The sequence below is a fragment of the Krasilnikovia sp. M28-CT-15 genome (genome assembly GCF_047159595.1).
In the GTDB taxonomy this organism is placed as follows: domain Bacteria; phylum Actinomycetota; class Actinomycetes; order Mycobacteriales; family Micromonosporaceae; genus Actinoplanes.
The window spans coordinates 3,761,956-3,788,049 of the sequence record NZ_BAAGAK010000001.1; the positions used below are offsets into that span (position 1 = coordinate 3,761,956).

The following is a 26,094-nucleotide window of genomic DNA, read 5'->3' on the forward strand; positions in this document are numbered from 1 at the left end:
GAAGGATCCGCCGCATGGACGCGCTTGATCTCGCTCGATGGCAGTTCGGCATCATCACGGTCTACCACTTCCTCTTCGTGCCGATCACGATCGGTCTGTCCATGCTGGTCGCGGGACTGCAGACCGTATGGGTGCGGACCGGGCGGCCGGAGTATCTGCGGGCCACGAAGTTCTGGGGCAAGCTGTTTCTGATCAACTTCGCGATGGGGGTGGTCACCGGCATCGTGCAGGAGTTCCAGTTCGGCATGAACTGGAGTGACTACTCCCGCTTCGTCGGGGACATCTTCGGCGCGCCGCTGGCCATCGAGGGGCTGCTGGCGTTCTTCCTCGAGTCCACATTCCTGGGTCTGTGGATCTTCGGGTGGGATCGGCTGCCGAAGAAGGTCCATCTCGCCTGCATCTGGCTGGCCGCGATCGGCACCTGGCTCAGCGCGTATTTCATCCTGGCCGCCAACTCGTGGATGCAGCACCCCGTGGGATTCGAGGTCAACCCGGCCAGCGGCCGGGCCGAGCTGCACAGCATCGGGGCGGTCCTGACCAACTCCACCACGCTGGTGACGTTCCCGCACACCATCACCGCGGCCATGGTCACCGCGGGCGCCTTCATGCTCGGGATCAGCGCCTGGCACGTGCGGCGCCGCAACCAGCCGGAGGTGTTCCGCCCCAGCCTGCGCCTCGGCGCCTGGGTGGTACTCGTCGCGGGACTCGGCGTCGTGGTCACCGGCGACCTGCAGGCGCGCATCATGACCGAGCAGCAGCCGATGAAGATGGCCGCGGCCGAGGCGCTCTACAACACGTCCCAACCCGCAAGCTTCTCCATCCTCACCATCGGCTCGCTCGACGGCAGCGAGGAGATCGCCAGCATCCGGATCCCGCACCTGCTGTCGTTCATGGCCACCGGCGACCCGAACGGCCAGGTCGAGGGCATCAACAACCTGCAAGACGAGTACGAGCAGACGTACGGCCCGGGTGACTACACGCCGTCCATCCCGGTCACCTACTGGTCCTTCCGTCTCATGATCGGCTTCGGGGTCCTCGCCATGCTCGTCGCCGCCCTGGCACTGTGGCTCACCCGCGGCGACCGCACCCCCACCAGCCGCCTGCTGTGGATCGCCGCGCTGTGGACGTTCGCGATGCCGCTGCTGGCCAACTCGTTCGGCTGGATCTTCACAGAGATGGGCCGCCAGCCGTGGACCGTCTTCGGGGTGTTCAAGACCGCGCAGAGCGCCTCCCCGTCGGTTGGCGCCGCCTCGGTGGCCACCTCCCTGAGCGTGCTCAGCCTGCTCTACGGCGTACTCGCGGTCGTCGAGGTGGGGCTGCTGCTGCGCTACGCCCGCGCCGGAGCCCCCGAGCCGCCACCCGAGGACACCGGCTCCGACGCCGACCGCCCGCTCGCCTTCGCGTACTGAGGAACTGCGTACCCATGGAACTGACCACTGTCTGGTTCGCGCTCATCGCCATCCTGTGGGCGGGCTACTTCCTGCTCGAGGGCTTCGACTTCGGCGTCGGCATCCTGCTGCCCGTGCTGGGCCGCGACGACCGGGAACGCCGGCTGCTCATCAACACCATCGGCCCGGTCTGGGACGGCAACGAGGTGTGGCTGCTCGTCGCGGGCGGCGCCACGTTCGCCGCATTCCCGGAGTGGTACGCCACCCTGTTCTCCGGCTTCTACCTGCCGCTGCTGATCATCCTGGTGGCGCTGATCGTGCGCGGAGTCGCGTTCGAGTACCGCGGCAAGGTCGACGACGATCGGTGGCGGCGCCGCTGGGACTACTGCATCATCGGCGGCAGCTTCGTGCCCGCCCTGCTGTGGGGGGTGGCGTTCGGCAACATCGTGCGCGGGGTGCGCCTCGACGCCGACCACGAGTACGTGGGCGGCTTCCTCGACCTGCTCAACCCGTACGCGCTGCTGGGCGGCCTGACCACGCTGACCCTGTTCACCCTGCACGGGGCGGTGTTCCTGGCCCTGAAGACCGACGGCGACGTGCGGCACCGCGCCGGGCGGCTGGCCGCCACCCTGGGGATCCCCGCGGTCGTGGTCGCGGGCGCCTTCCTGCTGTGGACCGCCCTCGCCCACCACGACGCGGGCGGCTGGGCGCTGTCCGGGCTGGCCGCGCTCGCCCTGGTGGGTGCCGTGGTGGCGGCCCGGCTGCGCCGGGAGGGCTGGGCGTTCCTGGCCACCGGCGCCACCCTCGTGCTGGCCACGTTCGCGCTGTTCGTCACGCTGTTCCCGGACGTGATGCCGTCCACGATCGACCAGGCCAACAGCCTCACGGTGCACAATGCGTCGTCGACGCCGTACACGTTGCGGGTGATGACCTGGGTGGCGCTCGCGTTCACCCCGATCGTGCTGGGCTACCAGGGCTGGACGTACTGGGTGTTCCGCAAGCGGATCACGGTCGAGCACATCCCCCCGGCGGCGGTGCCCGCCCGGGAATCCGCGTGAGACCTCTCGATCCGCGGCTGCTGCGGCACGCGCGCACGACCCGGACGTACCTGGCCGTCACGGCCGGGATCGGGGCGGCGCTGGCCGTCCTGGTGGTGGCACAGGCGACCCTGCTGGCCGACGGGATCACGGCCGTGTTCCTGGACGGCGCCGGGCCCACCGAGCTGACCTCCACCCTCATCTGGCTGACCACGGTGGTCGGTGCCCGGGCCGTACTGTCATGGGCGCAGGAGGTCGCCTCGGCCCGGGCCGCGGCGGGGGTCAAGAGCGAGCTGCGCGGGCGCCTGCTGGCCCACCTCACCCGGCTCGGCCCGGCCGCGCGGCCCGGCGCTCCCGGCGCCGGCGGGTACGCCACCCTGGCCACGCGCGGCCTCGACGCGCTCGATGCGTACTTCGCCCGCTACCTGCCGCAACTCGTGCTGGCCGCGCTGGTTCCGGCGATCGTGCTGGCCCGGCTGCTGAGCGCCGACCTGATCGCCGCCGCCACGATCGCGCTGACCCTGCCGCTGATCCCGGTGTTCATGACGCTGGTCGGCTGGCACACAGAGGCCGCGAACCGGCGCCAGTTCCGGCTGCTCACCCGGCTCTCGCAGCACTTCCTCGACGTGGTCGCCGGGCTGCCGACGCTGCAACTGTTCGGCCGGGCCAGGGCGCAGGCCGCAACGATCCGGCGGATCAGCGACGAGCAGCGTCGCCTCACCATGCGTACGCTGCGCTCGGCGTTCCTCTCGTCGCTGGTGCTGGAACTGGTGGCCACCCTGTCCGTGGCGCTGGTCGCGGTCGGGGTCGGGTTGCGCCTGGTCTCCGGGCACCTGGACCTGTCCACCGCGCTGCTGGTGCTCATCCTCGCCCCGGAGGCGTACCTGCCGCTGCGGGCGGTCGGGGCGAACTATCACGCCAGCGCGGAGGGGCTGGCCGCCGCGGAGGAGGTGTTCGCCGCGCTGGAGACCCCGCTGCCACCGGCGGGCACCGGCCCCGTCCCGGATACGGGCGAGCTGGTCTTCGACGACGTCGAGGTGAGCTTTCCCGGGCGCGACGGGGCGGCGCTGCGGCTGGACGCCCGGATCGCGCCGGGGGAGGTCGTCGCGCTCACCGGCCCCAGCGGCTGCGGCAAGTCCACCGCACTGGCCGTCCTGCTCGGCTTCGTGGCACCGACCCGGGGCCGCGTCACGGTAGGCGGGGTCACATTGTCCGACGTGGATCCCGCGCGGTGGCGCCGCCGGATCGCGTGGGTGCCGCAGCGTCCGCACCTGTTCGCGGCCACGATCCGCGACAACGTCACCCTCGCCACCGCGACCGGTCATGAAGGTGCCCAGGCCGCTGAGGCTGCCGTCTTCGCCGACGGCCGGGTCTGGTGGGCGCTGGAACAGGCCGGGGTCGCCGAGGCCGTCGCCGCGCTGCCCGGCGGGCTGGACACCGTGCTCGGTGACGACGGCGCCGGGCTGTCGGCGGGGCAGCGGCAGCGGCTCGCGCTGGCCCGGGCGTTCCTGCGGGACGCTCCGATCGTGCTGCTCGACGAACCCACCGCGAACCTCGACGAGACCACCGCCGCCACGGTCACGGCCGCGATCCGGCGGCTCGCCCACGGCCGTACCGTCGTGCTGGCCGCACACCGGCCCGAGTTGATCGCCCTGGCCGACCGGGTCGTGCCGCTGGCACCCGCCCTGGCCGGTGCCCGATGAGCTGGTGGCGGCTGCTGCGCGAGGTCACCCGGCCCGCCGCGGGCCGCCTCACCGCGGCGGTGCTGGCGGGCGTGGCCGCGGCCGGGGCGGGTGTCGGCCTGATGGCCACCGCCGCGTGGCTCATCTCCCGCGCCGCCCTGCACCCCCCGGTGCTGCACCTGATGGTCGCGATCGTGGCGGTGCGCGCGTTCGGCCTCAGCCGGGGCGTGCTGCGCTACGCGGAACGGCTGGTCGGGCACGACGCCGCTCTGCGGGTGCTGGGCGCCCTGCGGGTCCGGCTCTACACCCGGATGGAACGCCTCGGCCCGGCAGGGTTGAGCGGCTACCGCCGCGCCGACCTGGTGCAGCGGATGGTCGGCGACGTCGACGCGGTGCTGGACCTGCTGACCCGGGTCGTGCTGCCGTACGCGGTCGCGGCCCTCGTGGGTGCCGGGTCGGTCGCGCTCGTCGGGACCCTGTGCCCGCCCGCGGGCGTCGCCCTCGCCGTCGGCCTGCTCACCGTCGGGCTGCTCGTCCCGCTGCTGCAGGCGGCCACGGCCCGCCGCGCCGACGGGCGGCTCGCCCCGCTGCGCGGCGAACTCGCCACCGACGTGGTCGACCTGCTGCACGGCCTGCCGGACCTCGTCGCGTACGGCGCCGCCGACGCCCAGTTGGCCCGCCTGGCCGCCACCGACGGGCGGCTGCGCGCCGCGCAACGCCGCTCCAGCGCGTCCGCGGGCACCTCCGCCGCCGTGCACGCGCTGGTCACCGGCCTGAGCGTGGTCGCCGGGCTGGCCGCCGGTGCGGTGGCCGTCCGGGCGGGCACACTGCCCGGTGAGCTGCTGGCCGTCGTGGTGCTCACCCCGCTCGCCGTGTTCGAGGCCGCCGCCGGGCTGCCCGCCGCTGCCCAGCGCTACGCGGGCGCCCGCAGCGCGTTGCGCCGCCTCGCCGACGTGTGCGCCGCCCCCGTTCCGGTGGCCGACCCGGACGGTCCGGCCGGGCTGCCCGAGGGCCCGCACACCCTGCGCATGACCGGGGTCAGCGCCGCTTGGGTCCCCGGCCGGCCCGTGGTGCACGGCGTCGACCTGGAGCTGAGCCCGGGACGGCGGGTCGCCCTGGTCGGGCCGAGCGGCAGCGGCAAGAGCACCGTCGCGGCGCTGCTGGTCCGCTGGCTGGACCCGTGCGCCGGACGGATCGCCCTCGACGGGGTGGACCTGCGCCGCCTCCCCGCGGACGAGGTCCGCCGCGTGGTCGGCTATCTGCCCGAGGACGCCTACCTGTTCGACACCACGATCGAGGAGAACCTCCGGATCGGGCGGCGCGACGCCACCGCGGCAGACCTGCGGGCCGCGCTCGCCGACGCCCGGCTGCTCGACTGGGTGGACACCCTGCCGCTCGGCCTGGCCACCGGAGTGGGGGAACACGGCGTGACCCTGTCCGGCGGCCAGCGCCGCCGCCTCGCCCTGGCCCGGGCGCTGCTGGCCGACTTCCGCATCCTCGTCCTCGACGAGCCGACCGAACACCTCGACGAGGCGACCGCGGCGGCACTCACCCGCGACCTGCTGGCCGCGGCCGGAGACCGCGCGGTGCTGCTCATCACCCACCGCACCGAGGAGCTGTCCGAGGTGGACGAGGTGGTCCGGCTGGACGCGACGCCCACGCCACTGACCGCGGCCGCGTAGGGCCCGCCGAGGTCAATCCGACGGGTCGCAGTTGCGGGGGTCGATGCTCCGGGAGCCCGGCAGCACTCGGGACATCCACGCCCACTCCTGGTCGATGTCCGCGCCGGTGAACCCGTCGACCACCCCGGCCTTCGGCTCGTGCACCACCACCAGGGTGCGTTGACCGGTCTGCCACCCGTCCGGTGCCGGGCCGGCGTTCGCCGCGGTGACGGTCAGCGTCTGCGGCCCGCGCTCCGGCTTCAGGTAGCGCTGCACGCCGAGGGTGACCTGCCATCGGCCGTCCTGCTGGTGAACTCTGGTCACCGTTCCGATCGCGATCGTGTCCGCGCAGGCGACCACACCCGGCAGGCTCCGGCTGGCGGTCCCCGCATCGTCGCTGTCTGGTGGCGATGCACGCAGCACGCCCACACCGACGGCCAGCGCGGCCACGACGAGCACCCCCGCCGCCACCGGCATCGGTCGCGCCCACCACCGGCGTCCTGCGTCCGGCACCCGCGGGCGAGCCACTGCCGGAGACGGCGACGGCGTTTCCGCCAGGTCATCGCCCAGCTGCGTCAAACCCCGCCGCAACGCCGTCACCGTCGCCTCGGCACGCGCATGCTCGCGCGCGAACTCCGGCTCCCGCGCCCGCGCCGCCGGGACCGGCTCCCCGCTGATGGCGTACATCAACGCATCCGGCTGATCGTCGGCCTTCGGCTCATCCATTCCAGCTCACCTCCTGCGCTTCCATCCGCACCCGCATCCGGCTGACCGCGGCGTGCAGCCGGCTCTTGACCGTTCCGACCGCGATACCCAGCTGTTCCGCGATCTGTGGCACGGAAAGGTCCGCGAAGAACCGCAGCACCACCAGCTGGCGTTGCGCCGCGGGAAGCTCATCCAGCAGCTGCGCCACCATCACCGCCAGGTCCCGGTCCGTTCCGGTGGCCGCACCGGATCCGTCGTCGGCCCGGGCGGCCAGCCGCTGTGCCAGCCGCTGCTGCCGCTGCGCGCCGCGATGCCAGTCGACCGCCACCCGCGAGGCCACCACCGCCGCGAACGCATCCGGATCCCGCACCGGCTCGCCGCTGGCCGCCTGCCGCTCCAGTACCTTCAACCGCACCTGCTGCAGTGCGTCGTCCAGGTCCTGCCACGGCACACCACCCAGACACAGCACTGCCCGGATCCGTCCGGTGTTCTCCACCCAGGGCGGAAGTCCCTCGCGCCGTCGGCGCACCCGCTGCCACATCGGCGCTTCCTCTCACTGACCACCACCCCTGGACGCCGCACCGCCCGGAAACGTTCACCAGGACCCCGTGCCTCCTCGTAATACCGGACATACACCGGAGAACATACCGAAACCGGCCGTAGCCGAATGGCCGAATGCGATGCGGATCGTGGCGTCGGTGCCGAGGTCACCGGCGGCTGGCTGAGGGCCGTGCCGGCGCGGCGTCCCGCGTCGCCTCGTGGACCGCGTGCAGCAGCTCGACGGCGGTGAACGGCTTGTAGATGATCGGGACACCCTGGGTGAGCTGGCGTTTCAGCTCGGCGCTGTCCGCGCTGTAGCCCGACACCAGCAGCACCGCGACGCCGGGATGCTCCCGGCGCACGGCCTCGGCGAGCTGGACGCCCGACATCCCCGGCATGACGACGTCGGTGAGCAGCAGGTCGACCGGCTGTTCGGCCAGCTCGTCGAGCGCGGCGCGCCCGTGCGGGGCCGTGGTGACCCGGTAGCCGTGGGTCTGAAGGATGCGGGCCGCGACCTCGCACACCTCGCTGTCGTCCTCGACCAGCAGGATGTGGCGGCCCTCCCCGCGGACGACGTCCGGCCTTGCGGCCCCGCGGGCCGGCGCGCTGTCCGTGCAGATGGGCAGCAGGATGTGGAACGTCGTTCCGGCGTGGGGTTCGGAGCTGACCGTGATGCTGCCACCGGCCGCGGTGATGATGCCGTACACGGTGGCCAGGCCGAGCCCGGTGCCGTGCTGCGCGTCCTTGGTGGTGAAGAACGGTTCGAAGATGTGCGCGGCCACCTCGGCGGGCACCCCGGTGCCGGTGTCGCTGACGGTCAGCTGGGCGTACGGGCCGGGCGGCAGCGGCGGCTGCCGGGCGGGATCCTTGGCGAGGTGGGTGGCCCCGGCCTCGACGATGAGGACACCGCCGTCGGGCATGGCGTCGCGGGCGTTGATGACGAGGTTGAGCAGGACCTGCTCCAGGCGCCCAGGGTCGGCGCGGATGGTCAGGGGATGGGCCGCGGTGCGGGTGACGAGCTGGATATGGGCGCCGATCGTGCGGTCGAGCAGGGCCCGGGTCTCGTCGATGACCGCATTGAGGTCGATGTGCTCGGTGGCGGCGGGTTCCTGGCGGGCGAACAGCAGCAGTTGCCGGGTCAGGTCGCGGGCGCGCTCGGCGCCGGCGCGAGCCCGGGTGAGGTCCTCGCGGGTGTCGGGGTCGGCGGTGTCCAGGGCGAAATCGACATAGTTGATGATGATGGCCAGCAGGTTGTTGAAGTCGTGGGCGATGCCGCCGGCGAGCTGGCCGAGGCTTTCCATCCGTTCCGCGCGGGCGGAGCGTTCGACGAACTGCTGCCGTTGCTGTTCGGCGCGTTTGCGATCGGTGATGTCGCGTTCGGTACCGGCGACGCCGACGACCGTTCCGTGCCGGTCGCGTACGGGCGAGATGCTGATGGAGACGTCGAAAAGGGTGCCGTCCTTGCGGACGCGCCGGGTCTCGAAGGTGGCGACCCGGCCGCCTTCGCCGATGTCGGTCAGGATCCGGGGGAGCATTGCCGCCCGCTCGGGGACCATCAACCTGGTGACGTTTTCGCCGACCATCTCCGCGGCGCGGTAGCCGTACATCCGTTCGGCGCTGGGGTTCCAGGACGTGATCGTGCCGCGCAGGTCGGAGCAGATGATCGCGTCCTCCGATGACTGGACGAACGCGGCCAGCCGCGACTCGTCCTCGGCCGCCCGGTATACGCGCCGCTCCATCCTGCGCTGATAAAGGGCGACCATGACGCCGAGGACGAGCATCCCGGCGATCACTCCCAGGCGCAGCACCTGGTCCGATGTCCCTCTCAGCCCCTGCCAGGTCGACGTGCCCCACGCCACGAGCAGAGCGAACAGCCCGACCGCGGCCACCGCACCCGGGCGGGCCGAGACTGTCGCCAGCACAGGACCGATCGCGGCGAGGCCGAACAGCATCAGCTGCGGTGGCGTCGCGAGATCAGCCACGCCCGTGGCCACGACGAGCAGCACAGCCGCGGTCAGCACCACGATGCGCCACCGGTCGTGCCCTGCCACGGCGCCGTGACGCCGCGGCTGCCCATCTCCCATGCGCAGCCTCCGTCGACCGGATCATCTCAGGATGACACGCCGGGGCACCGCAGCCGCCGGATTCCGTCCTGCTCAGCCGCCGCGCAGCGCGGGCTCCCGCGTCGGCTCGGGCCGCTCGGCCGGTACCGGGATCACCACCACCGGGCACCTCGCCTTGCGGATGCATTCCTCGCTGACCGAGCCGAGCACGGTGTGGCGGACCCGGCTGTGCCCGTGGCTGCCCAGCACCAGCAGGTCGGCGGACGCGGCGGCGGCGGACAGCACGTCGGCCGGCCGTCCCTCGATCACCTCGGCGGCGACGGGCTGGGCGGTGCCGCGCTGGACGGCCAGGGCCTTCACCTCCCGGTCGAGCAGCTCGGCGGCCCGCTGCGCCTCCTCGTCCGGGCTGGTGGCCGTCATCGGGCCGTACTCGATGCCGTCCCACGACCAGGCGGTGACGGCCTGGACCGCGCCCCCGCGGGTGGCGGCCTCGCGGGCGGCCCACTCCAGGGCACGCCGGCTGCCCACCGAGCCGTCCACGCCCACGACGATCAGGTAGTTGTCGGTCATCGTTCCCACGTCCTTCCGGTTCGCGCGGCCACACCTCATGTCAGCCCGTCGGCGCCCCGGGACCGGGCACCAGGTGTCCCGGTCGCCGGTCAGTCGACGATGACCTCCGCCACGTCCCGGCGCAGCGTCGGCTGGCCGGGCTGGCCGTAGCCGATGCGCAGCGCCATCTGTGGGGTTCCGAAGCGCCCCAGCGAGCGGCGCAGCTGCTCGCGGGCGGCGGGCACCTCGATGGGCTGGGAGATCATGGAGCTGGCCAGACCCGCGTCCGTGGCGGTCAGCAGTACCCGCTGCAGCGCCTGCCCGGCCTGGAGCTGGTCGACGGCGCGGTCGCCGGCCGTGCCGAGGATCGCCACCAGCGGCTCGGGTTCGAAGTCGCGGCCCGGGGCACGCCGGTGCTCCGCGAACGACCGGGTCGGCAGCAGGTCCTGCGGCTCCGGGCTCGGTGCCCCCGCGGTCACCGGTACGCCGTCCAGCGCAGTGTCCGAATGCGCCCAGCTGAACAGCTCCGCCTGGTAACGGGGGTTGCGCCGGAGCACCCGGTCGGCGCTCTGCGCGATCTCCGCGAAGCCGCTGAGCGCGGTCATCCCGACCAGCAGGTCGAGCCAGCCCGCCTCCGCCCGGGCGGCCTCGATGAGCAGCGCCCGGAGCTCCGAGGGCACCGGATTCGGCCAGAACGGGCGCCGGTTGCTGAACCGGTGCGGAATGGCCGCACACAGGTCCTGCTCCCGGTAGGTGGCCGGGCGCTGCTCGGCCGGGGTCAGCCGAGCCATCACCTCGGGCGCGGAGTCCGGCGGGCGCAGGGTCACCTCGGCCGGGGTGCCCGCCACCGCGAGGGCGAGCCGGGCGTTGAACGTGGCCGCACCGCAGGCGACCCGCAGCGCCCAGCCGGCCCGGTCGGCCACGGCGAGCTGGCGCGACGTGTCGGCCAGCACCTCGATGCCCCCGTCGTGCAGCCGGAACAGCCACGGCTGGCTGTTGTGCAACGACGGCGCGCGGATCCCCGCGGCGGCGGCCCGTCGCAGGTCGGCTTCGGTGTAGCGGGCCGTCACGGCAACTCTCCCTCGCTTCGGTCGAACGGGACCACGGCGACCGGGCAGCCGGCGCGCCGCGCGACCGTCACGGGCACGTCGCCGGTCCGGGTACGGGCCAGCAGGCCCCGGTGTTTGTCGCCCACGACCAGCAGGTGCGCGCCGAGGCCGGCGCGGCGCAGGCCGTCGGCGACCCGCCCGTTGAGCACGGCACGGCGGACCCGGGACCGGGGGTAGCGCAGCATCCACGGTGTCACCTCGGCGCCCAGCAGCTCCAGGGCGGCCGGTTCCGTGGCGACGTGGGTGGACGGGGTTTCGTCGGAGAAGTAGTCGTCGCCGGTCCGCGCGGAGACGTGCGCCGCGGCGACCGGCAACCGGTGCTCGTTCGCGTACGCGAAGCCGAACTCCAGGGCGGCCCGGCCGGCGTCGCTGCCGTCCACCCCGACCACCACGTGCCCGGCCAGCGGTGCCCCGCGCCCGGCGCAGACCGGGCGGACCACGACCACGGGGCACCGTGCCTGGTGCACGATGCGCCGTACCGTGGCGCCGGACCCGCCGGAGCCGATGACGAGCAGGTCCGCGCCGGATGACGCGGCGGCCAGCGCGGTGCCGGGGTCGCCGACGAGGATCCGCAGGTGCACCCGCTGCCCGCCCAGCTGGGTACGGGTCGCCGACAGTGCCCGCGACAGCGGGGGATCGGCCAGCTCCAGCAGGGCGGGGGCGGGTTCGCCGGCCAGCCCGGCCAGCCGCGATTCCGGCTCGGCCACGCGCAGCAGCTCCAGCCGCAGGCCGGTCTGGCTCGTGGCCTGTTCGGCCGCCCAGGCCAGGGTCTGCCATCCGCCCGCCCCGCCGACGCCGGCAGCCACCGTGGCGACCATGGAAACCACCTACTCCACGATTTCGATCACGTCGCCGGGGGTACGCCGGGGCGCGGCCGGCAGCGGCTCCGCCGGATCCAGGTAGCCGAGGCGCACCACCAGATACGGTTCGCCGACCCCGGCCAGCAGCTCGCTGAGCAGGTGCCGGGGCCAGTCGACCTCGATCGTGTCGCTCAGCGGTGCCGTGGCCAGGCCGGCGGCGGTGGCGGACAGCAGCAGCGCGGACAGCGCCTCCCCGCCGCGCAGCAGGTCGGCCGGGCGGTCGGTGAGGCCGAACAGCACCACGAACGCGGCGCCCAGGTCGAAGCCCTCACCCGGGTCCAGGCCCGCGTTGCCGTCCGGGGCGTAGTCGCGCACCGGCACCCGGCGGGCCGAGGGCCGGACCGCGGTGGCGGCGGGGACGCCGTCGCCGCTGCCCTCCGGCCGGTGCGTCCACTGCTCCAGCTCGGCCCGATACGCCGGATCCTGCTGTTCCGCGTCGGCGGCCCGGCCGGAGGAGGTGGCCAGCAGCGGCATCTGGTCGCGCCGGACGACGTGCAGGTAGGCGCCCTGCGCCTCGACGGCCCCCCGCAGCTGCGCCAGGACCTCGTCCGGCACCGGGCGCTCGCCGTACGCCCGCCGGTCGGTGCGCCGGCGCGGGATCGCGTCGGCGAGGCGTTGCGCCTCGGGGTCCGGGCGGCCCGGCTCTCCGATGGTGAGCAGCGCCAGCAGGTGCGGGTCGCTGTCGGGCTGGCGGACCACCTGGGGCTGGTAGCCCTCGGCGGCGAGGGCGACGCGGGCGTGGTGCAGGGCGGTGCCGCAGCTGAGCAGCAGCAGCCGGCCGTCCGGGTCGGTGGCGTCCAGCTTGCGGGCCGGGTCCGCGTACAGCGCGGCCGTGTCGCCGGTGATGCGCCAGCGCCACGGCTGGGTGTTGAACACCGACGGGGCGTGCAGCGACGCGCGGGCGGCGTCGGCGAGGACCTCGGTCGCGCGCTGGCGCGTGCCGTGCTCGGACGGTGCGGTCATGATGGGAAACCTCCTGCCGGTTCTCCCCTCACGATCGTTGCTGCGCCGGGTGTCCGTTCAGGGCCGAAAGACCCCTGTCATCCGGTCATTCGGGGAGTGGAACCCGCCAGGTCACGACCGTGCCGCCGGTGCTGCCACGGCCCATCTCGAAGCTGCCGCCGAGGTCCGTGGCGCGCTCGCCCATGTTCAGCAGCCCGCCGCGGGCCTGCTCCGGGTCGGCGCCGACGCCATCGTCCTCAATGGTCAGGGACAGATGGTCGCCGGTGGCCCGGACGGACACCCGGGCGGCGGTGGCCCGGGCGTGCCGGGCGACGTTCGACAGCGCCTCGCGCAGCACCGCCATCAGTTCGGGTACGACGTCGTCGGGCACCACGGTGTCCACCGGCCCGGAGACGTCCAGGTCGGGCCGGAAGCCCAGTGCGTCCGCGGCGGCCTGCACGGCCTCGCTGAGTTCGGTCCGCAGCGTCGCCTCCGCCGGTGCGCGCAGCTCGAAGATCGAGCGGCGGATGTCGCGGATGGTCGCGTCCAGGTCGTCCACGGCGGCGTTGATGCGTTTGGCGGCCTCGGGGCGCAGTGCGTGCGGAGCCACCCCTTGCAGGTGCATGCCGGTGGCGAACAGCCGCTGGATCACCACGTCGTGCAGGTCCCGGGCGATGCGTTCGCGGTCCTCCAGCACGACGAGCAGTTCGCGTTCGTCCTGGGCGCGGGCGCGTTCCAGGGCGAGCGCGGCCTGTCCGGCGAAGCTGGACAGCAGGGCCGCGTCGTCGCCGTCGCCCGGGCCGCTGCCGGGGCGCTGGGCGACGATCAGCACGCCGCGGACGGTGTCCGAGCCGGTCAGCGGGGCCACCATGGCCGGTCCGTCCGGCACCGGGGCCGGCCAGTCCGCGGCCGCCCGCAGGTTGTCCACGACGCGGTACTTCTCGTGGCCGAGCGCGTCGAGCGCGTCGCCGTCCGCGGCGAGCTGGCGCCCGAGCAGAGCCACCGGGTACGGGTCGGGGCCGTCGGCCACCTCGATGGTGTAGCGGGCGTCGTTCTCGTCGTACAGCAGCACCAGCACGAGGTCGGCGTCGGCGACCTCGCGGGCGCGGCGGGCGATCAGCCGCAGGGCCTCGGTGCGGCGCACCGTACCGAGCAGCACGGAGGTGATCTCGGCGGTGGCGGCCAGCCAGCGTTCCCGGCGCTGGGCGAGGGTGAACAGCCGGGCGTTGTCGATGGCGATGCTGGCCGCGGCGGCCAGCGCCACGACGATCTCCTCGTCGTCCTCGCTGAACTCGTCCGCGCCGATCTTCTCGGCCAGGTACAGGTTGCCGAAGATCTGGTCGCGGGCGCGTACCGGCACGCCGAGGAAGCTGTGCATCGGCGGGTGGTGCGGCGGGAAGCCGTACGAGCGCGGGTGGGTGGTGATGTCGGGCATCCGCACGGCCTTGGGATCGGTGATGAGCAGGCCGAGCACGCCCCGGCCCCGGGGCAGGTCCCCGATGGCGGCGTGGGTCTTCTCGTCGATGCCGTGGGTGATGAAGTCCGACAGCTCGCGTCCGCCCGGGGCGAGCACGCCCAGCGCGCCGTAGCGGGCGCCGACCAGCGCGCAGGCCGCCTGCACGATGCGTTGCAGGGTCATCCGCAGGTCGAGGTCGGTGCCGATGCCGACCACCGCGTCGAGCAGGGCGCGCAGCCGTTCCCGGCTGGCGACGATCTCGCCGACCCGGTCGAGGGTCTCCTGGAGCAGCTCGTCGAGGCGTACCCGGGACAGCGGGGACAGGCCCAGCGAGGGCGGTTCGTGCGGGGGCTTACCCATGTCCGGGGGTCCGACCATGAGCCGATGCTAGCGATTCGCCCGGGTGGCGTGCAGAGTGCGTCCGTCGTTCAGACGTGCGCGAGGTCATGGACCACCGCCACCGGGCACCGCGAGTGATGCAGCAGATGCTGGCTGACGGAGCCGCGCAGCAGGCCGTGCCACGCGCCGTGGCCGTGGGTGCCGAGCACGACGAGCTGCGCCGCTTCACTGCTGTGCGCCAGTGCGTGCGCGGGATCGCCCGTGACCACCTCGGGGGTGACCGGCACCTGTGGATAGGCGTCGCGCCACGCGTCCACCAGCGCGGCCAGGTGCCGGTTCTGCTCCGCCTCGCTCACCCGCGGGCTGGGCGGTTCGCCGTTGTCCGGCGGGGTCCAGGCGTGGACGGCGTGCAGCCCGGTGCCGCGCGCGGCGGCCTGCGTGAACGCGAACGCCAGCGCGGGCGGGGTGCAGTTGGAGTCGTCGACCCCGACCACGACGGGTGCGGCCGGGTCGCTGTCGCCGCGCACCACGACGACCGGGCAGTGCGCGTGGGCGCTGACCCCGACGCTGACCGAGCCGAGCAGGCTGCCGACCGCGGTGTGCCCGCGGCTGCCCAGGACCACCAGGCTGGCGTGGGCGGAGCGCTCGATGAGGGTGAGCACGGCACCGGAGTGGGCGACCGAGGTGGACACGTCGACGCGGGGGTGGCTGAGCCGGGCCGTAGCGGCGGCACGCTCGAGCATGCCCGCGATGGCGCGTTCCGTCTCGGGGTCCGGCCACGGTGCGGGGACCGGGACGGTCGCGGCGGCGGGGGACCAGGTCGGCCACTCGTACGCGCAGCACAGCTGCACCGGTGCGCCGGTGCGCTCGGCCTCGTCCAGGGCCCACCGGCTGGCGGCCCGGGCGTCCGGCGAGCCGTCGTACCCGACTATGATCATCTTTTCGGGCATGACCGGGCCCCTTTCCACGTCTGTTCCCTGATCCTCGGCCGCCGGGTGCCCGCCGGTCAGGGCGCCTGGTCCCGTCCGGACGGGCCGTCCGGCCCGCCCGGGACCTTCGTCCCTTGGTCATCGGAACATCGGCAGGGTAGGAAAGAGCAATGATCCGAGTTTTCTTGCTCGACGACCACGAGGTCGTTCGGCGTGGCCTGGCCGACCTGTTGCACGCGGCGGGCGATATCGAGGTGGTCGGCGAGTCCGGTTCGGCCCAGGAGGCCGCGCGCCGCATTCCCGCCCTGCGCCCGGACGTGGCGGTCCTCGATGCGCGCCTGCCCGACGGCAACGGCATCGACGTGTGCCGCGACGTGCGCGCGATCGATTCGTCGATCAAGGGGCTCATCCTCACGTCCTACGAGGATGATGAGGCGCTGTTCGCCGCCATCATGGCCGGTGCGTCGGGGTACGTGCTCAAGCAGATCCGCGGCACCGACCTGGTGGACGCGGTGCGCCGGGTCGCCGCGGGGCAGTCGCTGCTCGACCCGGCGGTCACCCAGCGGGTGCTGGAACGCATCCGCAACGGGGTGGAGCAGCCGCGGGAGCTGGCCTCGCTGACCGAGCAGGAACGCCGGATCCTGGAGTACGTGGCCGAGGGCCTGACCAACCGGGAGATCGCCGGGCGGATGTTCCTGGCGGAGAAGACGGTGAAGAACTACGTCTCCAGCCTGCTGGCCAAGCTGGGCCTGGAGCGCCGCACCCAGGCGGCGGTGCTGGCCACCCGGCTGCTGGGGGAGCACCCGCACACACTCTGACTGGACGTTTGATTCGCTTTGGCGGTGACGCGAGCGGTTTCATATATCGACGCAGTCCGCTTGGCCTGCCCGAACGAACCCAAATGCCCGCTTGCAGGCGATCGGCGTCTGACCTGGTATGACGCCCTTTCATCCCTCAATCGTGTCTGGTTCATGTTCATCATGGAATCGACGGACACCTCGTGCGCACCACCGGCCGACCGGCGTCGTATGTCAGCGTCATGCCTGAACGACGAACCTATCCGTCCGACCTGTCCGACGCCCGCTGGGCCTTGATCGAACCCCGGCTCGCCGCCTGGCGCCGGGCCCGCACCGACGCCGGCGTCGGCGGCCGTAAAGCCGAACACGAGCTGCGGGAGATCTTCAATGCGATCCTGTACGTCAACCGCACCGGCATCCCGTGGCGCTACCTGCCCCACGACTTCCCGCCGTACCGCAGCGTCTACGGCTACTTCGCCGCCTGGAGCAGAGAAGGCATCTTCACCGAACTCAACTACAACCTCACCGGCCTGGTCCGCGACCACCACGGACGAACCGTCACACCCACCGCATCCATCATGGACACCCAAAGTGTCAAGACCTCCACCAACGTCCCCGCCGCCACCCAGGGCACCGACGCCGGCAAGAAGATCGTGGGCCGCAAACGCGGCATCATCACCGACACTCTCGGCCTGCTGCTGGCTGTTCTCGTCACCGCGGCCAGCATCAGCGACAACGCCATCGGCATCGACCTGCTCAACCAAGCCGCCACCACCCACCCCACCCTGACCAAGACCTGGGTCGACGCCGGTTTCAAGAACCGCGTTGTCGAGCACGGCGCAGCACTCGGCGTCGACGTCGAGATCGTCACCAAGGATCCCCAGGTCAAGGGATTCAGTGTGGTCAAACGGCGATGGGTCATCGAACGCACCCTGGGCTGGATCATGCAGCACCGCCGACTCGTGCGCGACTACGAAGCCCGACCCGACAACTCAGCCAGCATGATCACCATCGCGATGATCGACAACCTCGCCAAACGCCTCACCGCCGAAACCACCCCAACCTGGCGATACGGCTAAAACCACATAACGCTCAAACTACGTGAATCAGACGTCCTCTGAGACCGCCGGCGGTGATCGGTGCGAGGCGGCCCGGGGCCGGTGGTCGAACCACCGGTCCCGGGCCTCTGCCGCGGTGGGCGGCAGATCGGATCAGCCTTTCGCGGGATCAGGACGCGGGCGGCCCGGTCCGGTTGAGGTAGATGCTGTTGTTGGTGCCGCGGACGAACAGGTCCAGCGAGCCCTGGTACACGCCGGGGCCGGGGGCGGACGGGGTCGCGCCACCACCGGGCACCTGGGACCATCCGCTCCACGCGCCGTTCGTCAGCGCGTTGACGTAGATCGCGTTGTCCGTGCCGCGGACGAACAGGCCCAGCGAACCGCGGTAGGCCACGGGAGCCGGCGACGACGGGGTGGCGCCGTTGCCGGGCACCGGGTACCAGCCGCTCCATACGCCGTTGGAGGACAGCCAGTTGCCGTAGAGGCGGCCGTCCGAGCTGCGGGCGAACAGGTACAGCGTGTTCTGGTAGACGGCCGCGCCGGGGCCCGACGGGGTCGCGCCGCCGCCGGGCACCTGGTACCAGCCGCTCCAGGTGCCGTTGTTGTCGCGGTTGACATAGACCCGGTTGTCCGTGCCCTGGACGAACAGGTACAGCGTGTTCTGGTAGACCACCGCGGACGGCGTGCCGCGGGTCCCGCCGCCGGGCACCTGCGACCATCCGGACCAGGTACTGCCGTTGAGTCGGTTGAGGTAGATCCGGTCGTCGGTGCCGCGGGTGAACAGGTGCAGCTGCGACTGGTACACCGTGGCCGCGGGAGCGGACGGGGTGGCGCCGCCACCGGCCACCTCACGCCAGCCGTACCAGAACACGCCATCGGCGGCCTGGGTGTAGATCTTGTTGTCCGTCCCCCTGACGAACAGGTACTGGATGTCGTTGTAGACGGCGGTGGCGGGCTGGTCGGCCGTCGTCCCGCCGCCCGGCACCGGCACCCAGCCGGTCCAGGCCGCGGTGGGCGGCGCGGCACTGGCGGCGACGGGTTGCGCCACCGCGAGCGCCGTGATCGTGATCATCGCGGCGAGGCCCGCGACGATCGCGCGGACGATGCGCCGGCCCCCACCGGCGTGCGCCTGATGAACCATGAGTCGTTCCCCCTTCGAGAATCTCCGCACCTCGGTGTGCAGAGCCATCGATATGGATCGATCGATGGGACCGTACTGAGCGTGCGTTCAGGGGAACTAGAGGCTTTGGACCCTTGCCGGTCCGCCGGCATCCGAGGTGCGGTACGAGGCGCTGGCCGGTGCCAGGTCAGTGGCCGCCGGAGTCGCGTCGGCGCTGCTGCTCCGCGAGCTGCTCACGCAGGTCCCCGAACTGCCGCTCGCCCTCGGCGGCCAGCTCGGCGCGTTCCTGAGCGGAGAGCTGGTCATAGCGCTCGGCGAACTCGTCCACGCGCGGATCGAGAACGCGCGCCAGAGCGGGCGAGGCGATAGCCTCGCGAAGACCACGCCGACCCGCCAGGATGTCGTCCGCCAGCTGACGGAACTCCGCATCGTCGGCGCGGTCCCGCAACAGGCGCAGCGAGTTGCGCAGGTGCTGGGACAGGGCAGGATCCCCCTGCGCCACGTCAAGCAGTGGTTCGGCCTCGTCGTGCGACATCTCAGACTCCCGGATGGTCGTAGTCCCCGGCCGGCAACGGCACCGTGTCGAGTCCGTGCAGGCCGCCGAGGTAGCCGGCGACCAGGCCGGTGAAGGCCTGCACGGCGTTCCACACGTGGTTGTGCACCTCCATCACCTGACCCCAGACCCCGATCGCCTTGGTGATCGTGGCGGCCGCCGCGGCGCCGGCAAGCACCGGACCGACCAGCGTCCAACTGGACGCCGCGGCTGCGGCCGCCTCCAGGCCTATCGCGATCAGCAGGTCCGTCAGCGTCTCCATCAGTCCCTTGATGGAGTTGGCGGCCTCATACATGCCGGTGGACATCGTGATGAACTCCTGGCCCAATGCCTTGAGATCTGGTGCCTGCTGATCAAGGACACTCGCCAGCCCGGTGAAGTATCCCGCGGCCGCCGTGGCGGCGTTGCCGCTCCAGTCGTACGCCACGGTCTGCACGCCGGATTTCACGCTGCCCGCGAAGGCCGCGTTGAACTCGGCGAGGTTCTGGATGGCCAGCCCGGCCTCCTGGATCGCTTTCCAGTCGCCGGCGTACTGGTCGGCCACCCACTGCCACGGGTTGAGGCCGAGGGTGTGCTCCGCCGCCCACCCCAACCAGTATGAAACGCTGATGTATTGGGTAAAACCAACGATGTTTTCGGCCAGGTCGGGCACGGGGTCGTGCCCCTTGGGCTGGGTCAGCTCGTCGCTGGGATTTACCACCATCGCCGTCCGCTCCTCCTTGGCTCAGTAGGTCCTGTCGAGCCGCTCGGCGGCAGCGCGGTCGGTCGTCTCGTAGTGGCGGGCCGCCTTGTCCAGCTCGGTCGCGGAGGCGGTCGTCAGCGCGCCCAGCCGCTGGTAGTTGGCGGTCAGCTTCTCCCGGGCGTTCGTGGCCGCCTCGACCACGGTGGCGAACATCCGCCCCTCCGCATAGCCGATGCCCAGCCAACTATGGACGTACGTCACTGCGGCGCCACTGTCGTCGGTCAGCCCGCCGATCTGTGCCCCGAATTCGCGGATCCCCTGCGGGTTCGCCTTGAAAGACATCCCGCCCCCTTTCCCAGCTGCGAGCGTGGCAGGATACCCCACCGTGAGTGCTGCTCGAGAAGACCTGGTCATCCCCGCCCCGCGGCTGGCGGCCGTCACCGGTGGGCTGAATCACTGCGTGCGGCACGGCGAGCCGGCGGTGAAGCGGGTGCGGTTCGCGCTGCAGTCGCGGCCCCAGGTGACCGGCAACCGGGCAAACCTGGGCAATGTGCTTGCAACCGCCGGCCGGGTGGCCGAGCACGCGGGCGCCGCGCGGGTGACCCGGCTCACGGACTGGCCGCTGTGCCGGCGCTGTGCCCGGACCCGGGGGTGGGGTCTGGGCGTCGCATCCGTCATGTTCTTCGGCGGTGTGCTGGCTGTGCTCGCCGCGTTCGGGATACGCGCGACGATGGACGGGCCGAGCTTGGCACTCGCACCACTGCTGCTCGGCGGGTTCGTCGCGGTAGTGGCCGCACCGTGGCCGTTCGTGTTGGGCAGCATTCCCCGGATCATCCAGGCCCGTACCTCGACCGACGGTGGCTCGGTCTTGATCACCGCTGCGCATCCGGCGTTCGCCGCCGAGATCCGCGCCCTGCTTGGCTGATCACGTGACCACCAGGCCACGATCGCGGAACTGCCCACGTACCCGGTCGAGCAGTTCAGGGCTGGGGCTCGGGGTGTCCTTGAGCGGGTAGTCCAGCCCGAGTGCCGCGTATTTCGGCGCACCGAGGGTGTGGAACGGCAGCACCTCGACGCGTTCGACCGTGCTCACCGCGGCCACGATGTCGGCGACCGCGGCCACGTTGTCCTCGGCGTCCGTGAGCCCGGGCACCAGGACGAAGCGCACCCAGATCGGGATGCCACGGTCAGCCAGCCGGTGCGCGAAGCGGACCGTCGGCGCCAGGCGCCCGGTCTTGGTCACCTTCTGGTACGTCTTCTGGTCACCGGACTTCACGTCCAGCAGCACCAGATCGGTGGCGGCCAGCAGGGCGTCGTCCGCCCTTTCGTCGAGGAAGCCGCTGGTGTCCAGCGCGGTGTGCAGATCCAGGTCCTTGCAGGCCTGGAACACCGCGCGCACGAAGTCGGGCTGCTGCAGCGGATCGCCGCCGGACAGGGTGACACCCCCGCGCGCGATCTTGACGAAGCGCTCGTACCTGTGGACCTTCTCCATCAGCTCGTCCACGGTGGTGGCGGTGCCGCTGCGCCGGTACCAGGTGTCCGGGCTGTGGCAGTACAGACAGCGCAGCGGACAACCGGCGAGGAACGCCACGAACCGGGTGCCGGGACCGTCCACCCCCACGGACACGTCGTAGGAGTGGACGGCGCCGACGATCTGTTTCAGTGCTGGCGTCACAGAGCACCGTGGAAGGTGCGCGAGATGACGTCGCGCTGCTGTTCCGCGGTGAGCCGTACGAAGTTCACGGCGTATCCGGAGACCCTGATGGTCAGTTGCGGGTACTGGTCGGGGTGCACCATCGCGTCCTCGAGGGTGGCCCGGTCCAGGACGTTGACGTTGAGGTGGAAGCCTCCCGCGTCGGTGTAGCCGTCGAGCACCCCGACCAGGTTGTCGATCCGTTCCTCGCGGGTGTGGCCCAGCCCGTCCGGCGTGACGGTCGCGGTCAGCGAGATGCCGTCGCGGGCACTGCGGTACGGCAGCTTCGCCACCGACAGCGCCGCGGCGATCAGGCCGTGCTTGTCGCGCCCGTTCATCGGGTTGGCCCCGGGCGCGAACGGCTCCCCGGCCCGCCGGCCGTCCGGCGTGTTGCCGGTGTGCTTGCCGTACACCACGTTCGAGGTGATGGTGAGCACGGACAGGCTGGGCTCGGCACCCCGGTACGTCGGCTGGCGGCGCACCTTGTCCATGAACCGCTCGACCAGATCCACGGCGATCGAGTCGACCCGGTCGTCGTTGTTGCCGAACGTCGGGTACTCGCCGTCCACCTGGTAGTCGACCGCGTGGCCCTCCGCGTCGCGCAGCACCTTGACCTGCGCGTGCTTGATCGCCGACAGGCTGTCCGTGGCGACGGACAGACCCGCGATGCCGGTGGCCAGGAAGCGGTGCACGGGGTGGTCGTGCAGGGCCATCTCGATCCGCTCGTACGCGTACTTGTCGTGCATGTAGTGGATCACGTTGAGCGCGTCGACGTACGTCTCGACCAGCCAGTCCAGGGTCTTGTCGTAGGCCGCCATCACCTCCTCGTAGTCCAGCACGTCGCTTTCCAGCGGCGGGCTCGGCGGGGCCACCTGCGCGCCGGTGATCTCGTCGCGGCCGCCGTTGATCGCGTACAGCAGCGCCTTGGCGAGGTTGGCCCGGGCCCCGAAGAACTGCATGTCCTTGCCCACCCGCATCGCCGACACGCAGCACGCGATCGCGGTGTCGTCGCTGTACGCGGGCCGCAGCAGGTCGTCGTTCTCGTACTGGATGGAGCTGGTGTCCAGCGACACCTGGGAGCAGAACTTCTTGAACCCCTCGGGCAGCAGCGGCGACCACAGCACGGTCAGGTTGGGTTCCGGGGCGGGCCCGAGGTTGTACAGCGTCTGCAGGTAGCGGAAGCTGGTCCGGGTGACCAGCGGGCGCCCGTCGGTGCCGATGCCGCCGATCGCCTCGGTGACCCAGGTGGGGTCGCCGGAGAACAGCTCGTCGTACTCGGGTGTGCGCAGGAACCGGATGATCCGCAGCTTGATCACGAAGTCGTCGATCAGCTCCTGGGCGGCGGTCTCGTCCAGGGTGCCCTCGGCCATGTCGCGCTGCAGGTAGATGTCGATGAAGGTGGAGGTGCGGCCCAGCGACATGGCCGCGCCGTTCTGCTCCTTGGTCGCGGCCAGATAGCCGAAGTACAGCCACTGGATCGCCTCGCGGGCGGTGGTGGCCGGTCCGGACAGGTCGAATCCGTACGACGAGGCCATCTCCTTCAGCTCGCCCAGGGCGCGGATCTGCTCGGCCAGCTCCTCGCGTTCGCGGATCACGTCCTCGCTGGAGAGGCGGTCGTCGGCGGCCTTGAGCGCGCGGCGCTCGGCGATCAGGGTGTCGACGCCGTACAGGGCGATGCGGCGGTAGTCGCCGATGATACGGCCGCGGCCGTACGCGTCGGGCAGGCCGGTGACGATGTGCGAGCGGCGGGCCGCCATCACGTCGGCCGGGTACGCGTCGAAGACCCCGTCGTTGTGGGTCTTGCGGTACGTGGAGAAGATCTTCTTCACGTCCGGGTCGATGGTGAAGCCGTACGCTTTGAGCCCGCCCTCGACCATGCGCAGCCCTCCGGCGGGCATGATCGCCCGGCGCAGCGGGGCGCTGGTCTGCAGCCCGACGATCAGTTCGTTCTCGCGGTCCAGGTAGCCCGGGGCGTGCGAGGTGATGGTCGACGGGGTGTGCGCGTCGACGTCGTAGATCCCCCGCTCGCGCTCCTCCACGAACATCTGCTGCAACGTCGTCCAGATCCGCTGGGTGCGCTCGGTGGGGCCGGCCAGGAACTCCGCCCCGCCGGTGTACGGCGTCACGTTGTCTCGGATGAATGCGGCGACGTCGATCGCCGGACGCCAGCTCTGGCCTTCGAACCCCCGCCAGGCTTCGTGCGTTTCAGCCTGCATTGCCCCTCCTCGTGTCCATCTCCAGCATCTCCACCGGCCGCCCGCGCGGGACACGGCCGAAGGTCCCGTCCCCTGGATCTGCGGACCTGATCGCGCATGTCCGGGGGCCTGGGAAGGCGGCGGCGCCAGGACCCCGGGCTGCGCGGCCCGGGATCCTGGCGCCGGGTGGCGGGTCAGGAGGGGTCATCCATCGGCCAGGTCCACTCCGCGATCTTCGGGTCGTCCTCGCCGTGGGTCCGGGTGTACGCCCGGGCCTGCTGGCGCGCGTCCACCATCGCCTGGCGCAGGTGCGCGGCCCGCGAGCCCAGCCCGGGCACCCGGTCGATCACGTCGATGACCAGGTGGAAGCGGTCCAGGTCGTTGAGCATCACCATGTCGAACGGCGTGGTGGTGGTGCCCTCCTCCTTGTATCCGCGCACGTGCAGGTTGTCGTGGTTGGTCCGCCGGTAGGTGAGCCGGTGGATCAACCACGGGTACCCGTGGTACGCGAAGACGATCGGCTGCTCCGTGGTGAAGATCGTGTCGAACTCCTGGTCGGACAGGCCGTGCGGGTGCTCGCTCTCGGGCTGTAGCCGCATGAGGTCGACGACGTTGACCACCCGTACCTTGAGGTCGGGCAGGTGGGTGCGCAGCAGGTCGGCCGCGGCGAGGGTCTCCAGGGTCGGCACGTCGCCGGCGCAGGCCAGCACCACGTCCGGCTCGCTGCCCGCGTCCGTGCTGGCCCACTCCCAGATGCCCAGGCCGCGGCGGCAGTGCAGGGCGGCCTGCTCCATCGTCAGCCAGTTCGGTGCGGGCTGCTTGCCCGCGACGATCACGTTGACGTACTGGCGGCTGCGCAGGCAGTGGTCCATGGTGGACAGCAGCGTGTTGGCGTCCGGCGGCAGGTAGACCCGGACCACTTCGGACTTCTTGTTGACCACATGGTCGATGAAGCCCGGGTCCTGGTGCGAGAAGCCGTTGTGGTCCTGGCGCCACACGTGGCTGGACAGCAGGTAGTTGAGCGAGGCGATCGGGCGCCGCCACGGGATCTCGTTGGTGGTCTTGAGCCACTTGGCGTGCTGGTTGAGCATCGAGTCCACGACGTGGATGAACGCCTCGTAGCTGGTGAACACGCCGTGCCGGCCGGTCAGCAGGTAGCCCTCCAGCCAGCCCTGGCACAGGTGCTCCGAGAGCACCTCCATGACCCGACCGTCGGGGGAGAGGAACTCGTCGTACTCCGTGGTGCGCGCCGTGAAGGCCCGGTCGCTGACCTCGAACGCGGCGCCCAGCCGGTTGGAGGCCACCTCGTCGGGACCGAACAGCCGGAACCGGTCGGGGTTCGCCCGGGCCACGTCGCGCAGCCACTCGCCCAGCACCCGGCACGCCTCCCGGGTCGGGTGGACGGGGTGGTGCACCTCGACCGCGTAGTCGCGGTAGTCCGGCAGCACCAGGTCGCGCAGCAGCTCGCCGCCGTTGGCGTGCGGGTTGCCGCTCATCCGCCGGATGCCCTTCGGGGGCATGGCGGTCAGCTCGGCCACCGGCGCGCCGATCGGGTCGAACAGCTCCTCCGGCTTGTACGAGCGCAGCCAGCGTTCCAGCTGGGCCAGGTGCTCCGGGTTTTCGCGGGTGCCGGGCAGCGGCACCTGGTGCGAGCGGTAGGTGCCCTCCACCCGGATGCCGTCGACCTCGCGCGGGCCGGTCCAGCCCTTCGGCGTCCGCAAAATGATCATCGGCCAGCGGGGCCGGGTGCCGTCACCGGTGCTGCGGGCGTGCCGCTGGATCGCCGCGATCGTGTCCAGCGCCTGATCCATCGCGGCGGCCAGGCTCTGGTGCACGAGCGCGGGCTCGTCGCCGCTGACCATGATCGGCTCGTAGCCCGAGCCGGTGAACAGGGCCATCAGGTCGGACTCGTCGATGCGGTCCAGCACGGTCGGGTTGGCGATCTTCCAGCCGTTGAGGTGCAGGATCGGTAGCACCGCGCCGTCGCGGGCCGGGTTGAGGAAGACGTTGGACAGCCAGCTGGCCGACAGCGGGCCGGTCTCGGCCTCGCCGTCGCCGACCACGCAGACCACGGTCAGGTCCGGGTTGTCGAACGCGGCACCGTACGCGTGCATCAGCGAGTAGCCGAGCTCGCCGCCCTCGTGGATCGAGCCGGGCACCTCGGGTGCCACGTGGCTGGGGATGCCGCCGGGGAAGGAGAACTGCCGGAACAGCCGGGCCATGCCGGCCTCGTCCTGGCTGACCGACGGGTACAGCTCGCTGTACGTACCCTCCAGCCAGGTGTTCGCGACGATGGCCGGGCCGCCGTGGCCGGGACCGATGATGTAGATCGCGTTGAGGTCCCGGTTGACGATCTGCCGGTTGGTGTGCGCGTAGATCATGTTCAGGCCGGGGCTGGTGCCCCAGTGCCCGAGCAGCCGGGGCTTGATGTGGTCCGGCTTGAGCGGCTCGCGCAGCAGCGGGTTGTCGAGCAGGTAGATCTGGCCGACCGTGAGGTAGTTCGCCGCACGCCAGTACGCGTCGAGCCGGCGTAGCTCGTCGTCGGTCAGCGGCCCTTGCAGGGCTTGCGTCGAGGTCATGCTCGTGATCCTCCCGTATGCGCCGCGGTGCGGTGCCCCGTTCGGGGGAACCGCCACCATGCTTTCGGCCGGTGTTCACCGCGATCAGGGCCGGAGGTCCCGCCGCGCTGGTCCGGACGGTCACACCGTTGCGCCCTCAGGAAATACCGGCTTTATC

At 71.8% G+C, this 26,094-nt stretch carries 23 protein-coding genes; 7 read left to right on the forward strand and 16 right to left on the reverse strand.

Translation table 11 applies throughout. From position 1 onward, the window contains the following. Nucleotides 1-14: 14 nt before the first annotated feature. Genes ACMCNO_RS17340 through cydC form a run of 4 tightly spaced genes read left to right on the forward strand, consistent with a single transcriptional unit; the run spans nt 15 to nt 5,789 of the window. Nucleotides 15-1,409 carry a cytochrome ubiquinol oxidase subunit I gene (locus ACMCNO_RS17340; RefSeq protein WP_412750476.1) on the forward strand — a complete coding sequence of 465 codons (1,395 nt, stop codon included), beginning with the start codon at nt 15-17 and terminating at the stop codon, nt 1,407-1,409. A gap of 14 nt (nt 1,410-1,423) precedes the next feature. Further along, nucleotides 1,424-2,446, forward strand: coding sequence for a cytochrome d ubiquinol oxidase subunit II (gene cydB / locus ACMCNO_RS17345; RefSeq protein ID WP_412750477.1), 1,023 nt, complete (start codon nt 1,424-1,426; stop codon nt 2,444-2,446). Beyond that, entirely contained in the window at nt 2,443-4,128 is a 1,686-nt protein-coding gene (cydD, locus tag ACMCNO_RS17350) for a thiol reductant ABC exporter subunit CydD (RefSeq protein WP_412750478.1), read from the forward strand. The genes cydB and cydD overlap by 4 nt, the downstream gene beginning before the upstream one ends. Then, complete coding sequence (cydC, locus tag ACMCNO_RS17355) at nt 4,125-5,789, forward strand: thiol reductant ABC exporter subunit CydC (protein WP_412750479.1); 1,665 nt, start codon at nt 4,125-4,127, stop codon at nt 5,787-5,789. Before cydD ends, cydC begins: the two co-directional genes overlap by 4 nt. Nucleotides 5,790-5,801: 12 nt before the next feature. On the opposite strand, the gene ACMCNO_RS17360 is transcribed toward cydC, so the two are convergent. From ACMCNO_RS17360 to ACMCNO_RS17400, 9 genes are all read right to left on the reverse strand, one after another. Continuing rightward, nucleotides 5,802-6,494 (reverse strand): hypothetical protein, encoded by a 693-nt coding sequence (locus ACMCNO_RS17360; RefSeq protein WP_412750480.1) that lies wholly within the window; start codon nt 6,492-6,494, stop codon nt 5,802-5,804. Further along, the gene (locus ACMCNO_RS17365) at nt 6,487-7,014 is read right to left on the reverse strand and encodes an RNA polymerase sigma factor (protein WP_412750481.1); all 528 of its coding nucleotides are present in this window, start codon (nt 7,012-7,014) and stop codon (nt 6,487-6,489) included. Before ACMCNO_RS17365 ends, ACMCNO_RS17360 begins: the two co-directional genes overlap by 8 nt. A 166-nt stretch (nt 7,015-7,180) precedes the next feature. Continuing rightward, nucleotides 7,181-9,097, reverse strand: coding sequence for a PAS domain S-box protein (locus tag ACMCNO_RS17370; protein ID WP_412750482.1), 1,917 nt, complete (start codon nt 9,095-9,097; stop codon nt 7,181-7,183). Nucleotides 9,098-9,169: 72 nt separating this feature from the next. Beyond that, nucleotides 9,170-9,646, reverse strand: a complete 477-nt coding sequence (locus tag ACMCNO_RS17375; protein WP_412750483.1) for a universal stress protein — start codon at nt 9,644-9,646, stop codon at nt 9,170-9,172. Nucleotides 9,647-9,735: 89 nt separating this feature from the next. Then, a complete protein-coding gene (locus ACMCNO_RS17380) occupies nt 9,736-10,695 on the reverse strand; it encodes an Acg family FMN-binding oxidoreductase (RefSeq protein WP_412750484.1) in 960 nt (319 codons plus the stop codon). Next, the gene (locus tag ACMCNO_RS17385) at nt 10,692-11,552 is read right to left on the reverse strand and encodes a universal stress protein (RefSeq protein ID WP_412750485.1); all 861 of its coding nucleotides are present in this window, start codon (nt 11,550-11,552) and stop codon (nt 10,692-10,694) included. Before ACMCNO_RS17385 ends, ACMCNO_RS17380 begins: the two co-directional genes overlap by 4 nt. Before the next feature lie 9 nt (nt 11,553-11,561). Then, nucleotides 11,562-12,557 (reverse strand): Acg family FMN-binding oxidoreductase, encoded by a 996-nt coding sequence (locus ACMCNO_RS17390; RefSeq protein ID WP_412750486.1) that lies wholly within the window; start codon nt 12,555-12,557, stop codon nt 11,562-11,564. A gap of 85 nt (nt 12,558-12,642) precedes the next feature. Further along, nucleotides 12,643-14,370, reverse strand: coding sequence for a GAF domain-containing protein (locus tag ACMCNO_RS17395; protein WP_412750487.1), 1,728 nt, complete (start codon nt 14,368-14,370; stop codon nt 12,643-12,645). 50 nt (nt 14,371-14,420) lie between these two features. Then, on the reverse strand, nt 14,421-15,281 hold the full coding sequence (locus ACMCNO_RS17400) for a universal stress protein (RefSeq protein ID WP_412750488.1): 861 nt from the start codon (nt 15,279-15,281) through the stop codon (nt 14,421-14,423). Nucleotides 15,282-15,430: 149 nt separating this feature from the next. Between ACMCNO_RS17400 and ACMCNO_RS17405 the strand changes: the two genes are divergently transcribed. Then, nucleotides 15,431-16,078, forward strand: coding sequence for a response regulator (locus tag ACMCNO_RS17405; RefSeq protein WP_130512921.1), 648 nt, complete (start codon nt 15,431-15,433; stop codon nt 16,076-16,078). 221 nt (nt 16,079-16,299) lie between these two features. Beyond that, nucleotides 16,300-17,136, forward strand: coding sequence for an IS5 family transposase (locus ACMCNO_RS17410; protein WP_412750489.1), 837 nt, complete (start codon nt 16,300-16,302; stop codon nt 17,134-17,136). Nucleotides 17,137-17,284: 148 nt separating this feature from the next. On the opposite strand, the gene ACMCNO_RS17415 is transcribed toward ACMCNO_RS17410, so the two are convergent. From ACMCNO_RS17415 to ACMCNO_RS17430, 4 genes are all read right to left on the reverse strand, one after another. After that, nucleotides 17,285-18,256 (reverse strand): hypothetical protein, encoded by a 972-nt coding sequence (locus ACMCNO_RS17415; protein ID WP_412750490.1) that lies wholly within the window; start codon nt 18,254-18,256, stop codon nt 17,285-17,287. A 166-nt stretch (nt 18,257-18,422) separates the two neighbouring features. Next, nucleotides 18,423-18,770: a hypothetical protein gene (locus ACMCNO_RS17420; RefSeq protein WP_412750491.1), complete on the reverse strand. Its 348-nt coding sequence runs from the start codon at nt 18,768-18,770 to the stop codon at nt 18,423-18,425. A gap of 1 nt (nt 18,771) precedes the next feature. Beyond that, nucleotides 18,772-19,491 carry a hypothetical protein gene (locus tag ACMCNO_RS17425; protein ID WP_412750492.1) on the reverse strand — a complete coding sequence of 240 codons (720 nt, stop codon included), beginning with the start codon at nt 19,489-19,491 and terminating at the stop codon, nt 18,772-18,774. A gap of 21 nt (nt 19,492-19,512) precedes the next feature. Next, nucleotides 19,513-19,812 carry a type VII secretion target gene (locus tag ACMCNO_RS17430; protein WP_412750493.1) on the reverse strand — a complete coding sequence of 100 codons (300 nt, stop codon included), beginning with the start codon at nt 19,810-19,812 and terminating at the stop codon, nt 19,513-19,515. Nucleotides 19,813-19,855: 43 nt separating this feature from the next. Between ACMCNO_RS17430 and ACMCNO_RS17435 the strand changes: the two genes are divergently transcribed. Further along, nucleotides 19,856-20,395, forward strand: a complete 540-nt coding sequence (locus ACMCNO_RS17435) for a hypothetical protein (RefSeq protein ID WP_412750494.1) — start codon at nt 19,856-19,858, stop codon at nt 20,393-20,395. Here ACMCNO_RS17435 and pflA read toward each other — a convergent pair whose 3' ends face one another. The 3 genes from pflA to ACMCNO_RS17450 all read right to left on the reverse strand — a co-directional run bounded on the left by pflA (nt 20,396) and on the right by ACMCNO_RS17450 (nt 25,937). Then, nucleotides 20,396-21,145: a pyruvate formate-lyase-activating protein gene (pflA, locus tag ACMCNO_RS17440; protein ID WP_412750495.1), complete on the reverse strand. Its 750-nt coding sequence runs from the start codon at nt 21,143-21,145 to the stop codon at nt 20,396-20,398. Beyond that, the gene (pflB, locus tag ACMCNO_RS17445) at nt 21,142-23,379 is read right to left on the reverse strand and encodes a formate C-acetyltransferase (RefSeq protein ID WP_412750496.1); all 2,238 of its coding nucleotides are present in this window, start codon (nt 23,377-23,379) and stop codon (nt 21,142-21,144) included. The genes pflA and pflB overlap by 4 nt, the downstream gene beginning before the upstream one ends. A 173-nt stretch (nt 23,380-23,552) precedes the next feature. Further along, on the reverse strand, nt 23,553-25,937 hold the full coding sequence (locus tag ACMCNO_RS17450) for a phosphoketolase (protein WP_412750497.1): 2,385 nt from the start codon (nt 25,935-25,937) through the stop codon (nt 23,553-23,555). Nucleotides 25,938-26,094 lie beyond the last annotated feature (157 nt).